Source organism: Streptomyces sp. NPDC015131, assembly GCF_043079975.1.
Classification (GTDB): domain Bacteria; phylum Actinomycetota; class Actinomycetes; order Streptomycetales; family Streptomycetaceae; genus Streptomyces.
On the sequence record NZ_JBIBVB010000003.1, the window covers coordinates 968,018 to 980,303 of the forward strand.

Here is a 12,286-nt window from a genome sequence, read left to right on the forward strand (position 1 = left end):
CCCCATCCCTCCGGGTGCCCGCCCGACGGCGGCGTCGGCGACGAGTGCGCTCCGTCATGGGAAGGACACCGCTGTGGACACCGCCTCCGGCAGCCCCGGGACGGGGGCCTTACGCGCCCCGGCCGAAGCCGCCGCCCCCCTCCTGACCGATGACCGCGTCCCGTATCTCGCCCGGCTCCCCGAGGCGCTCTCCGCGGCCCTGATCTCCGGCGGGCGCGAACTGCGCTACCCGGCCCGCACCGTGGTGCTGCGGAAGGGGGAGCCGTCCTCCCACGTCCTGCTGATCATGGACGGCTGGCTGAAGGTGACCGACGGCTCCCCGGAGGGCCACGAGGCGCTGCTGGCGCTGCGCGGGCCGGGGGACGTCATAGGGGAGAGCGCCGCCCTGCACGGCACGGCACGGTCCGCGTCGGTGACCGCGCTGGAGCCGGTCCGGGCGGTGGTCCTCTCGTCGGAGGGCTTCACCGCGTTCCTCGACCGGCACCCGGTCGCCATGCGCCGGCTCATGGCCGTGGTCACCGACCGGATGCGCGCCGCCGACCGCAAGCGCCTGGAGCTGGCCGCCTGCGGCGTCAAGGAGAGGCTGGCCCGCCTGCTGCTGGAGCTGGCCCAGTACCACGGCGAGCAGGTGCCGGAGGGCGTCCTCGTCAAGGTGCCCCTGACCCAGCAGGAGCTGGCCGGGGCCATCGGGTCGTCCCGCGAGTCGGTCACCCGCCTCCTGCGCGAGCTGCGCGAACGCGGGTACGTCACCACCCGCCGCCAGGCCCTGGTGGTCGTCGAGCCGAAGAAGCTGCGGCGGATCGGCGGTTCTGGGTAATCCGTCACACCCGCTGTGCGTCAACGGTCCTCGTGGGCCGCCACGCGCTGCTGAATCCTGGGCGGCGAGCGGCCCGGCCGGGGCGGCATCCGAGGAGACCCACATGGCGGACCCCAGCAACAGGACCATCCTGCTCATGGACATGGAGGGATCGGGAGGGCGGCGCGACAGCGAACAGGCCGTCATCCACCGCATGTTGTACACCGTGCTGCACGAGACGCTGGCGGCCGCGTCGGTCGAGCCGACCGAGTACCGCTGCGAGGACCGCGGCGACGGCGTGTTCGTCCTGATCGACCCCGCGGTGCCGAAGCCCGCGCTGCTGAGGGCGCTGCTGACGGCGACCCCGGAGCGCCTGGTCAGCAACAACCGGCTGGCCGCCGAGGGCGCCCGGATCCGGCTCCGGATCGTGGTGCACACCGGGGAGGTTGCGCTGGACGAGTTCGGCGCGGTCGGGGCCGATCTGGTGCACGCCTTCCGGCTCCTGGACGCCCCGGCGCTGCGGGAGGCCCTGGGCGCGACGCCGGAACCGAGCGTGCTGTGCGTGTCGGACGCGGTGTACCGGGGGGTGGTGCGGCACGCCCATCCCGGCGTCCGCCCCGAGCACTTCCACCCGCTGACGGTCGCGAGCAAGGAGGGGACCGACCTGACGGGCTGGTACCACGACAGGTCGCTCCAGTACGCCGGGGCCGGGCCGGACACCGCCGTACCGGGAGCCCGGCCCGCCGCCGAAAAGCCCGCCGCCGAAAAGCCGTCCGCCGGGGAGCACGCCGGGGAGCACGCCGCCGGGGGGCCTCCCGCCGGGCGGCCCGCCGGTGCGGCCGACGTGCCGGCGCTGCACACGCACACCGGCAACTTCTTCTTCGGGACCACGAGCGTCGCCGGTGACGTGGTCGCCCGGGACAAGCACGCCGGCACCGGCGGCACCACCGGGCCCGCCCGGTAGCGGGACGGAAGGACGCGCACAGTGAACCAGCACACCGCCACGTCCCCGCCGGGCCCCGCCCCGGAAGCCGGCCCCGGCCCCCTCGCCGGCGACGCCGACGGCGCACAGAGCGCGCCGGGCGCGAAGGGCACGCAAGACGCGCAGAGCGCGAAGGGCACGCAGGACGCGCAGGACGCGCAGGACGCCGGCCGGCCCGCCGGCGGGCCGGACCCGGCGGCCACCACCGGCTCCCCGCCCGACGAGGCGCCCGCGCCCGGGGCGTGGGAGGCCATCGAGCAGCTCTTCTCCCTGGCCCCGCACCTGCGGTCGGGCCGGGCCAACGTCATGGGCGACACCCGGGTGTCCGGGGACGTCGTCGCGGGCGACAAGCGTGTCGACGTCCACCTGCACGGAGGCCCACCGTCCCGGCTGCACAGCGTCGGCCCCCTCCCGGCGGCCGAACTCGCGCATCTGGCCGCCACGTTCGCCCCGAGCCGGCGCTACGACGAGCTGTACGCCGAGCTGGTGCTCCGGCGCGTCCTGGTGCTGCGCGGGCGGTCCGGCACCGGCCGCAGGACCGCGGCCGTGCGCATGCTCCTCCAGGCCGCCCGGACGTCCGGCGAGGTGATCGCCCTGGACCCGGGCACCGAACCGGCCGACTTCGCCGACCACGTACGCCCCGGGGGCGCCCATGTGGTGGTCGACCCGGTCACCGGACCGGACGGCCCGCTGCGGGACGTCCACCTGCACGCCGTGCACCGCCGCCTCGGCGCCGAGGGGCTGTTCGTCGTCGTCACCGGCTCCGCGGTGGAGGACGTGACCACCCACGACTGGGAGCCGCCCCCGGCCACCGAGATCACGCGGGCCCATCTGCTGCACGCGCTGCAGCAGTCGGGTCCGGAACCGGCTTCCGGCGGCGCCACCGTGAGCGAGAGGGCCCGGTGCCTGCTCGAACTGGACGTCTCCGTCGCGTACTTGAGCGCCGGTCCCTCGCCCAGGGAGGCGGTCGGCTTCGCCCGGCTCCTCGCCGCCCGTGCGGCGGGCCGCTGCGGCGACGAGGAACTGTCCCGGTACGGCCGGGTGTCGGCCGAGGAGACCGCCGGCCGGTGGTTCGCCGGGGGCGGGCCGGAGGAGGGCGTCTCCCTGCGCGACAAGGCGTTCCTGATCTCGCTCGCTGTGTTCGACGGGCTGCCCTACCCGCTGGTCGCCGAGCTCGGGGACCGGCTCCATCTGAGGCTGCTCGGGGTCGAGGAACCCGGCCGCCCCGCCGGGCATCCGGTCTTCGCGGCCTCCCCGGCCGAGCGGCTGGCGCTGGCCAGGGCGGAGGAGTACCCCGACGAGACCGACACCCCCTGGGGGCGGCTGCCCGAACGGGTCGTCGCCTTCCGCGACGGCTCCCTCTGGAACACCGTCCTGTGCCACGTCTGGACCAGCCACCCCGCCGTGCGCGGGCCCCTGCTGGCGTGGCTCGACTCCCTGGTGGCGGACCGGCGCGTCACCGTGCGGCTCCGGGCCGCCGTGGCCTCGGGCGTGCTGGCCGCCGCCGACTTCGGCCACGCCCACGACGCCTTCCTCGACCGGTGGGGCTCCTCCCCGAGGCCGGCCGAGCGGCAGCTCGCCGCCTGGTCGCTGTACACCGCCGCCGAGCACGGCATGGACACCGCGGTCCGGCGCCTGCTCTCCCAGTGGAGCGGCCGGCCCGACCCGGCCCGCCGGTGGACGGTCGCCCGCTCCTACGCCCTGCTGGGCGGCGCCACCGCGACGAGCGCCCTGCGCGACATCGAGCGGATGGCCGCGTCCGGGCCGGAGCCGGACCCCCTGCTCCGCGCGGCGTACGAACAGACCCTGGAGGCGCTGCTCCAGGGGCCGGCCGCCGTGACCGTCCTGGAGCGGCTCGTGCGGTGGTACGGGAGCCGGGGCCCGCTGCGCGCCCTCGCGGCGCAGGGCTTCCTGCGGGGCGCCCGCAGACGCGTCCGGGGCGAGGGCCCGGGGGGCGCCCTGTGGCCGCGGCTGCTGTGGCTGGCGGAACACGACACCGCGACACGGCAGTTCGCCGTCGTGATGTGGCGGCTGCTGCTCAACGACCGCGAGCGGCGCGACGCGGCACGTGACGAGCTGGTCCGCTGGGTGCGGTGCGCGGACCACGCGTCGACGCGGGCCGCCCGCGGGCGGCTGTTCACCGGCCCGCCGTACGAGGAGGAGCCGGACCCGCCCGGCGCCGTGTCGGACGTCGAGTCGGCCCTGTGCCGGCTGCTGCCCCTCCTGGTGGAGACCGGCAACGACCGGGAGCGGCTGGACTTCCTGCTGCGCCGGTACGAGCCCCCGGCCGGCGCCGACGGCGCCACCGCCGCCCGCCTCCGGGACGCCCTCGCCGGCGAGCCCCCCGCACGCTCCGCCCCGCACCGGTGACGCCACCGGTCCACGACCACCGTCCGCCCCGCCCCACGGGGCGGCGACCCGAGAGCAGGAGAACCATGGCACCCATGAACGACCCCGTCCACCAGGTGCACGACCTGGGCCGGTTCACCTTCGTCCGCAACCGGCCTCCGACCTACGCCGAGCGCGCGCTGGTCTTCCTGACGTCGGGCGGCCGTCCCCGGACGTACCTGCCGTCCCAGCAGCCCACCCGCGGTGAGCTGGTGACGAGCAACTTCAGGACCCTGTACGAGGTGGACATGGCCGTCCGGCACCTGTCGCTGGAGCACCGGCTGCCGAGCGACGGCGACGCCGCGTTCTTCTCGGCGGAGACCGACCTGACCTGGCGGGTCACCGACCCGGCCCGGATCGTGGAGCAGCAGATCCGGGACGTCCGCGCCCTGCTGGAGCCCCGGATGCTCAGCCGGATGCGCCGGGCGAGCCGCCGCCACGCCATCGAGGAGAGCGCCGCGGCCGAGGTCGCGGTGGCGGAGGCGCTGGCCGCGGAGCCGCTGGCCGCCGACCTCGGGCTGGAGATCCGGTGCGAGGTGCGGATCAGCCTCGACCAGGAGGCCATCGGCCAGCTCTCCTCGCTGCGCTCGCTCGACTACACCAAGGAGCGCAGGCGGAGCGAGCACGAACTGACCAGGCTGGTCAACCGCAATGAGCAGGAGGTGATGGAGGAGCGCGGCACCTTCTACGCCCGGCTGCTGTCGCAGGGCGAGTTCGAGCGCTGGGGCGTGCACCTGTCGCAGAACCCGGCCGACATCCCGCTCGCCATCGAGTCGATCCGCGACGACGAGCGCGAGGCCAGCGCCAACCAGATCCGTGTCATCGAGCGGGTCCTGGACTCGGGGGCGGTCGAGGACCACATGGTGGAGGACGCCGCGCGGGCGGCCCTGGCGGCGGTGAAGGAACGGCTGAACGACGCGGGCCGGGGCAGGACGCGCAAGCAGCCCCTGTACCGGGAGCAGCTCGAACGGGGAACGGGCGACAAGGACGAGCGGCCGGACGCGGCGGGGGACGAGCGGTGACGGCCACTCCCGAGTACGTCGTACGGGCGCTCGTGCCCGCGCTGGTCGCGGGCGTCGCCTGCTACGTGCTGCTCCGGTGGGCCGCGGTGCCGCTGCTGGCCCACCTGGAGACCGGCGTGGAGTACGCGCTGAACGTCCTGGTCATCGGGTTCCTGCTGCCCGAGTACTGCTGGACGCGGGCCCAGCGCCGGGTCTCCGGCCATGCCGCCCCGTTCGCCTACACGTACGGGGACGCGGTGTGCGCCGTGGCGAGCGCCGGGCACCGCTGCACCGGCACGGTGCTCTCGGCGCTGCGCGAGGCGACGGGCCGGCTCGGCCACCAGGGCTCCCTGTGCGGCGGGCTGCTCGGGGCCGGCGTGCTGCTGTGGGCCGGCCTGACCTGAGACCGGCCCGCCCCGGGACGGCCCGACGACGACAGGGAGTACCGAAGGTGAGCGATGCCACCAGCCCGGACGCCACCGGCCCCGAGCCCTCCTCCTCCCCCTCCTCCTCTCCCGGCTCCGCCCCGCCCGCGGCGGCCGGACCGTCCGGTTCATCCGGTTCGTCAGGGCCGACAGGACCCTCAGGGGTTCCGGGCACGCAGGCCGCGGAACGCCTGCTGGCCGAGGTGCGCACCGAGATCGGCCGGGCCGACACCAAGGCGAGCGTCCTCGTCGGCGCCCTGGGCGCCTGTGCCGGGGTGGTGCTCGGCGCCTACTGGGGCAGGATGCCGGCCACCGGCGTCAGCCGCTTCGCGGGAGTGGCCGGCGCCCTGGCCTGGGCCCTGGCCCTGGGTTGTCTGCTCTTCGCCACCGCTCCCCGCTACCGGGCGAGCCGGTGGCGGGAGGGCAGCCCCCTGACCTACTTCCTCGACGTCCGCCGCGCCGCGAGCTCCGGCGTGCTCGCCGACGCCCTGCGCAGCACCGAGGAGCAGCAGCTGGCCGGTCTGGCGACGGCCCTGCGCAACACCAGCGAGATCGCCGCCGCCAAGCACCGGTGGATCAGGGCGGGTCTGGGGTGCTTCGTCCTCGGAGCGGTCGCTCTGGGGGTGTCCGCGCTGACGGCTCTCTGAGCGCCGCGTGTCAGTGGCGCGGCCTAGAGTGCTCGCATGGGAGACAGTGGGTCGTCCGTACGGATCGAGGCGTGGTCGGAGGCCGACTTCGCGTTGCTCCGCGCGGTGAACGTGCCGGAGATGATGGAGCACCTCGGGGGGCCGGAGACCGAGGAGCAGCTCGTCAAGCGGCACCAGCGGTACGTCGATCTGAGCGCGGACCGGACCGGGGCGGGGCGGATGTTCCGGGTGGTGCTGGAGCCGGAGGGGGTGCCCGTGGGCGTGGTGGGGTTCTGGGAGCAGACCCTGGACGGCGCGCGGGTGTACGAGACCGGGTGGAGCATCCTGGGCGGGTACCAGGGGCGGGGGGTCGCCACGGCGGCCACGGTGGCCGTGGCGGAGCGGGCGCGGGCGGCCGGTAAGCACCGGTATCTGCACGCCTTCCCGTCCGTGGACAACAGCGCGTCGAACGCGGTGTGCCGCAAGGCCGGTTTCACCCTGCTCGGCGAGCGCGACTTCGAGTACCCGCCGGGGCACCCGCTGCGCACCCACGACTGGCGACTGGATCTGCACGGCTGAACGGACGGGCGGGTCACCGCCCACGTCCGTTTCGTGCCGCGGGCCGTGCCGCGGGCCGTGCCGCGGCGGGTGCCGGCGGCCCGGCCGGCGGCACCGAAACGGCGTGGCCCCTCGGGCGCGGCCGGTGGCATGCTGACGTCGTGAACGGACCGGAGATCCACATCAGCTTCGCGCCCGCGCTGGGCCTCTTCGTCGCCGCCGCCCGCCGGGCCGACCGCTCCGCCGTGGTGACCGACGGGGTGTCGTCGCTGGGCCATGTCGTCGAGTCCCTGGGCGTACCGCTCACCGAGGCGGGCCGGCTCCTGGTGGACGGCAGCCCCGTCACGCCCGCGCACGTCCCGGCCGCCGGCGAGCACGTCGAGGTGCTGAGCGTCGAACGCCCGCAGCGGGTGCCGGGGGCGCCGCTGCGGTTCCTGCTGGACGTCCACCTCGGCACGCTGGCCCGCCGGTTGCGGCTGCTCGGCGTGGACGCGGCGTACGAGAGCGAGGACATCGGCGACCCGGCGCTCGCGGCGTGGTCGGCCCGGGAGCAGCGCGTGATGCTCTCGCGCGACCGGGGGCTGCTGCGCCGGCGTGAGCTGTTCGCGGGCGCGTACGTGTACAGCGACCGGCCGGACGAGCAGTTGCGGGACGTCCTGGAGCGGTTCGCACCGGCGCTCGCCCCGTGGACGCGGTGCACCGCCTGCAACGGGCCGCTCACCGACGCCGACAAGGAGGCGGTGCGCGGCCGGCTGGAGCAGGGCACGCAGCGTACGTACGACGTCTTCGCGCAGTGCGCCTCGTGCGGCAGGGTCTACTGGCGCGGCGCGCACCACGCCCGCCTGGAGGCGATCGTCGCGGACGCCCTGCGCGAATTCGGCGGCGCGGCGGCGTAGTCGGGAACGGCGCGGCGGCGTAATCGGGGGCGGCGCGCCCGCCCGGACCCAGGGCCCCCGGACCAGGGCCCGCCCGGACCAAGCCGGTGTATGTGGCGGCGCCCCTACGGCCGTTCCGCGGTCAGGTAGCGCTGCACGGTCGGCGCGAGCCAGGCGACCAGCTCGTCGCGTGACATCTCCACGGCGGGCGGCAGCCGCAGCACGTACCGGGCGACCGCCATGCCGAGCACCTGCGAGGAGACGAGGACCGCGCGGCGCGGGGCGTCGTCCGGGTCGGGGCAGACCGCGGCGGCGACCGGGCCGATCTGCGTCCCGAACATGCTGCGCAGGCGCTCGGCGCCCGCTTCGTTCGTGACCGCGACGCGCAGCACCCCGGTCAGCACGTCGTCCTCCTCCCAGCGGTCGAGGAAGTGCGAGACGAGGACGGCTCCGACGTGCTTGACGGGCACGGCCCCCACGTCGGGAAGGCGCAGGTCGAACTCGGAGGCGGCGGCGAACAGCCCCTCCTTGTTCGTGTAGTACCGCATCACCAGCGAGGGGTCGATGCCCGCGTCCCGGGCGATGGAGCGGATGGTGGCGCGCTCGTACCCCTCGGCGGCGAACCGCTCGCGGGCCGCGTCGAGGATGGCGGCGCGGGTGGTGTCGGAGCGGCGGGAAGTCGTCACGTCAACAAGCGTAGGCCAACAGGCGTTGACATGCCAGCCGCGCCGCCCTTATCGTTGCCAACAAGCGTTGACCAACAGTTGTTGACCAACACGCGTTGACCTCATCCTGGGAGATGGGGCACCGAGGAGGCAGCCATGCACGGCACGCCCGGCACGGAAACGCCCGGAACAACCGATCCGCGGACCGACGTCATCGTGGTGGGCGCGGGGCCCACGGGGCTTCTCCTCGCCGGTGACCTCGCCACCGCCGGCCTGAAGGTCACGGTGGTGGAACGCCGGCCGCCCGGCATCAGCAACATGACGCGCGCGTTCGCCATCCACGCCCGCACCCTCGAACTGCTCGACGCGCGCGACCTGGCGGACGAGCTGGTGGAGCGGGGCACCCCCGTCACCCGGCTGCAGATGTTCGGCCGGCTCTCGCTGGACGTGTCGGGGCTGCGCACCCGCTTCCCCTTCGTGCTCATCACCCCGCAGTACGAGGTGGAGCGCCTCCTGGAGCGCCGCGCCGTCGCCGCCGGCGTGGACTTCCGGTACGGCACCGAGCTGCGCGCCCTGCGCCAGGACGGCCGCACGGTGACGGCCGACGTCACGGGCGGCACGGACGGTGACGGTGTCCTGCGGGCGCGGTATCTCGTCGGTGCCGACGGCCACCGCAGCGCCGTGCGCCGCGAGTTGGGCCTGCCGTTCCCCGGCCGGTCCGTCATCCGCTCGATCGTGCTCGCGGACGTCCGCCTGACCGAAAGGCCCGGAGACGTCATCACGGCCGACGGCCCCGGCGACACCTTCGCCATGATCGCCCCCTTCGGCGACGGCTGGTACCGCGTCATGGGCTGGGACAGCAACCATCAGGTTCCCGACGGCGCACCGCTCGACCTCGACGAGGTCCGTGACATCGTCCGGCGCAGCCTGGGCTCCGACCACGGCATGCACGACGCCCGCTGGCTCTCCCGCTTCCACAGCGACGAGCGCCAGGTGCCCGCGCACCGGAGCGGCCGGGCCTTCCTGGCCGGGGACGCGGCCCACGTCCACTCCCCCGCCGGCGGCCAGGGACTCAACACCGGCCTCCAGGACGCCGCGAACCTCTCCTGGAAGCTCGCCTCCGTCCTGCGCGGCGAGGCCTCCGACCCCGAGGCGCTGCTCGACAGCTACCACTCCGAACGGCAGCCGGTCGGCGCGACGGTGCTGCGCAGCAGCGGCGGCCTCGTCCGTCTCGCCATGGCCCACACCCCCCTCCAGCGCACCGTCCGCTCCCTGGCCGTCGGCATGCTGACCAGCGTCCGCCCGGCCGCCGCCAAGGCCACCGGCATGATCAGCGGCGTCGGCATCGCGTACGGAGCGCCGCGCGGCGCCCACCCCCTGACCGGCCGGCGCGCCCCGGACCTGGCGCTCGCCGAAGGGCGGCTGTACGAGCTGCTCCGCCAGGGCCGGTTCGTCCTCGTCGCCCCGCCGGGGGCCGTCCCGCAGGGCCCGCACACCCCGGTGCCGGGCCAGGCCGTACGGGCGAGCTGGGCGAGCGGCGCCCGCCGGGGCACCCTCCTGGTGCGGCCCGACGGCTACATCGCCTGGGCCACGGACTGACCCGCCCCCCGTGGTCCGGCCCCCGCCTAGGAGCCCCGGCCGCCGCGCCGCCGCCCGCCACCGCGTCCCGTCGCCGGGCTCATTCGAGCACGTGCCGCAGATACGACCCCGGGTCGGCGAGGTAGCGGCGCCAGTGGTCGACGAGGGCCAGGTCCCGCCACTCCACGCGCCGCAGGCCGTGTTCGCCCACCTCGACGATGTCGGCACCCGGCAGGGCGGTCAGCAGCGGCGAGTGGGTCGCGCAGACGACCTGGCCGCCCCGCTTCACCAACTGGTCCAGGTGCCCGAGCAGTTCGAGGCAGGAGCTGAACGAGAGGGCGGCCTCCGGCTCGTCCATCACGTACAGGCCGGGCTGGAGGAACTTGCCGCGGAACGCCGCGAGGAAGCCCTCGCCGTGGCTCACCGAGTCCGGGGCGAAGCCTTCCCGGTCCAGGGCGTCCAGTGCCGTCTCGGCCCGCAGGAAGAACCCCTTGCGGGCGGCCCGGCTCCCGAGCATGCGCCGGCCGCGGGGCGCCGCGTCGAAGCGGACGCGTTCGCCCAGTACCGACTTGCCCCGCTGAGTGGCGTACCGCCAGTCGTGCGAGCCGCCCCAGGAGTCCAGCCCGAAGCCCTCCGCCAGGGCCTCGACGAGCGTCGACTTGCCCGAGCCGTTCTCCCCGACCAGGAAGGTCACGGGCGCCGTGAACCGCAGCCCTTCCTCCAACAGCTGCCGCACGCACGGCACCGACCAGGGCCACTCGTCCTCGTCGTGGGCGGCGACATGGGCGTACGCGCGTTCGACAATCATGGTCCGAGTGTCACGGCCGCCCCGGCCGCACGGCAAACGTGGCGCCGCCGGATTCAGAAGACGTACGGGTCGCCCGTCGCGAGCACCAGCACCCGGTGGTCGTTGTCGGCCGGGTTCCGGTCGGTCGCGCCACCGTTCCAGGCAGTGGCGATCCGCGCCGTCAGCTCCTGCGGCGCGCCGGTGGTCCGCAGGGTGAGCGCCGTCTCGTGCCGGGTGCCGTCGGCCGCCAGGGGGCCGGTGGAGCACAGCACCTCGCGCTCGCCGCCCACCACGCACCGCTCGGGCATCTCGTGGCCGGTGGCCAGCGGGGCGGAGAGGGTGAGCCGGACGGTCGAGTCGCCGAGCGCGGAGGGCCCGCGGTTCTCGCTCAGCAGGACGACACCGAGCCGCCCGTCCACCAGGGACAGGTGCCCGTGGTGCGAGACGTCCGCCTCGGGCGCCACGGCCGGAGCCGCCAGGGCAGCCGGGACGGCCACCTTCGGCGGAGCCACCAGGGCCGCAGGTACCGGGGCCCCGGCGGCGGGCGCCGCCTCCGGCACGGCCGCCGTCCCCGTACCGCCCGCGCACACCGCCGTCGCCAGGGCGACGGACATCACCAGCAGAGCCCCGCGCATCGCAACCATGCCCTGAACATACCGATATGACCGGCCCCCGGCGGCCTCCCCCGCCGCCCGGTCCCGATCTTCCCGGCCCGCCTATGCTGGCGGCGTACCACCGACCCGTACCGCCCGCCCGTGCCCCACGGCCGGCCATCCGCGCGAGGAGCACCGCCATGACCGCCGCCACCCCCGCCTCCCCGGGCGCCGCCCCCGTCGCCGTCGTCACCGGGGCGAGCAGCGGCATCGGCGCCGCCACGGCCCGCCGGCTCGCCGAGGCCGGGCACCATGTGATCCTCACCGCCCGGCGCAAGGACCGGGTCGAGGCCCTGGCCGCCGAGCTCACCGCGGCCGGGCACCTGGCCACGGCGTACGCGCTCGACGTCACCGACCGCGCGGCCGTCGACGCCTTCGCGGCGGACCTCGGGCGCCTCCCCTCCGTCGACGTCCTGGTCAACAACGCGGGCGGCGCCCTCGGGGCCGACCCGGTCGCCACCGGCGACCCGGCCGACTGGCGCCAGATGTACGAGGTCAATGTGATCGGGACGCTCCACATGACCCAGGCGCTGCTGCCCGCGCTCACCGCGAGCGGCGCCGGCACGGTGGTGGTCGTCTCCTCCACGGCCGGTCACGCCACCTACGAGGGCGGCGCGGGCTATGTCGCCGCCAAGAACGGCGCCCGGGTGCTCGCCGAGACGCTGCGCCTCGAGATCGTCGGCACCCCGGTCCGCGTCATCGAGGTCGCGCCCGGCATGGTGAAGACCGAGGAGTTCGCCACGACCCGCTTCCGCGGCGACACCGAGAAGGCGGCCAAGGTGTACGCGGGCGTCCCCGACCCGCTCTCCGCCGACGACGTCGCGGACACCATCGCCTGGGCGGTCACCCGTCCCCCGCACGTCAACATCGACCTGCTGGTGGTCCGCCCCCGCGCCCAGGCATCCAACAGCAAGGTCCACCGCGAGTCCTGACCGCCCCGGCCCGGCGCAGG

Annotated in this window: 13 protein-coding genes; 10 read left to right on the top strand and 3 right to left on the bottom strand. The window is 75.4% G+C overall.

Features of this window, described 5'->3' with window-relative positions:
- The first annotated feature begins 73 nt into the window (after positions 1–73).
- The 8 genes from ACF08D_RS15730 to ACF08D_RS15765 all read left to right on the top strand — a co-directional run bounded on the left by ACF08D_RS15730 (position 74) and on the right by ACF08D_RS15765 (position 7,672).
- Entirely contained in the window at positions 74–817 is a 744-nt protein-coding gene (locus ACF08D_RS15730; RefSeq protein WP_392223130.1) for a Crp/Fnr family transcriptional regulator, read from the top strand.
- Between the two features lie 103 nt (positions 818–920).
- The gene (locus ACF08D_RS15735; protein WP_392223131.1) at positions 921–1,760 is read left to right on the top strand and encodes a hypothetical protein; all 840 of its coding nucleotides are present in this window, start codon (positions 921–923) and stop codon (positions 1,758–1,760) included.
- A gap of 21 nt (positions 1,761–1,781) precedes the next feature.
- Positions 1,782–4,148, top strand: coding sequence for a hypothetical protein (locus ACF08D_RS15740; RefSeq protein ID WP_392223132.1), 2,367 nt, complete (start codon positions 1,782–1,784; stop codon positions 4,146–4,148).
- 74 nt (positions 4,149–4,222) lie between these two features.
- Positions 4,223–5,188, top strand: a complete 966-nt coding sequence (locus ACF08D_RS15745) for a hypothetical protein (RefSeq protein WP_392223133.1) — start codon at positions 4,223–4,225, stop codon at positions 5,186–5,188.
- On the top strand, positions 5,185–5,571 hold the full coding sequence (locus ACF08D_RS15750; RefSeq protein ID WP_392223134.1) for a hypothetical protein: 387 nt from the start codon (positions 5,185–5,187) through the stop codon (positions 5,569–5,571). The genes ACF08D_RS15745 and ACF08D_RS15750 overlap by 4 nt, the downstream gene beginning before the upstream one ends.
- A gap of 47 nt (positions 5,572–5,618) precedes the next feature.
- On the top strand, positions 5,619–6,239 hold the full coding sequence (locus ACF08D_RS15755; RefSeq protein WP_392223135.1) for a Pycsar system effector family protein: 621 nt from the start codon (positions 5,619–5,621) through the stop codon (positions 6,237–6,239).
- A gap of 36 nt (positions 6,240–6,275) precedes the next feature.
- Positions 6,276–6,797, top strand: coding sequence for a GNAT family N-acetyltransferase (locus ACF08D_RS15760; RefSeq protein ID WP_392223136.1), 522 nt, complete (start codon positions 6,276–6,278; stop codon positions 6,795–6,797).
- Between the two features lie 140 nt (positions 6,798–6,937).
- Positions 6,938–7,672: a Mut7-C RNAse domain-containing protein gene (locus ACF08D_RS15765; protein ID WP_392223137.1), complete on the top strand. Its 735-nt coding sequence runs from the start codon at positions 6,938–6,940 to the stop codon at positions 7,670–7,672.
- A gap of 104 nt (positions 7,673–7,776) precedes the next feature.
- Here ACF08D_RS15765 and ACF08D_RS15770 read toward each other — a convergent pair whose 3' ends face one another.
- Positions 7,777–8,337 carry a TetR family transcriptional regulator gene (locus ACF08D_RS15770; protein ID WP_392223138.1) on the bottom strand — a complete coding sequence of 187 codons (561 nt, stop codon included), beginning with the start codon at positions 8,335–8,337 and terminating at the stop codon, positions 7,777–7,779.
- A gap of 135 nt (positions 8,338–8,472) precedes the next feature.
- On the opposite strand from ACF08D_RS15770, the gene ACF08D_RS15775 reads away from it, so the two are divergent.
- Positions 8,473–9,915 (top strand): FAD-dependent oxidoreductase, encoded by a 1,443-nt coding sequence (locus ACF08D_RS15775; protein WP_392223139.1) that lies wholly within the window; start codon positions 8,473–8,475, stop codon positions 9,913–9,915.
- Positions 9,916–9,994: 79 nt separating this feature from the next.
- On the opposite strand, the gene ACF08D_RS15780 is transcribed toward ACF08D_RS15775, so the two are convergent.
- Together ACF08D_RS15780 and ACF08D_RS15785 are read right to left on the bottom strand one after the other, a co-directional pair.
- Positions 9,995–10,702 carry an AAA family ATPase gene (locus ACF08D_RS15780; RefSeq protein WP_392223140.1) on the bottom strand — a complete coding sequence of 236 codons (708 nt, stop codon included), beginning with the start codon at positions 10,700–10,702 and terminating at the stop codon, positions 9,995–9,997.
- Positions 10,703–10,755: 53 nt separating this feature from the next.
- Positions 10,756–11,325, bottom strand: coding sequence for a hypothetical protein (locus ACF08D_RS15785; protein ID WP_392223141.1), 570 nt, complete (start codon positions 11,323–11,325; stop codon positions 10,756–10,758).
- 149 nt (positions 11,326–11,474) lie between these two features.
- Between ACF08D_RS15785 and ACF08D_RS15790 the strand changes: the two genes are divergently transcribed.
- Entirely contained in the window at positions 11,475–12,266 is a 792-nt protein-coding gene (locus ACF08D_RS15790) for an SDR family NAD(P)-dependent oxidoreductase (protein ID WP_392223142.1), read from the top strand.
- Positions 12,267–12,286 lie beyond the last annotated feature (20 nt).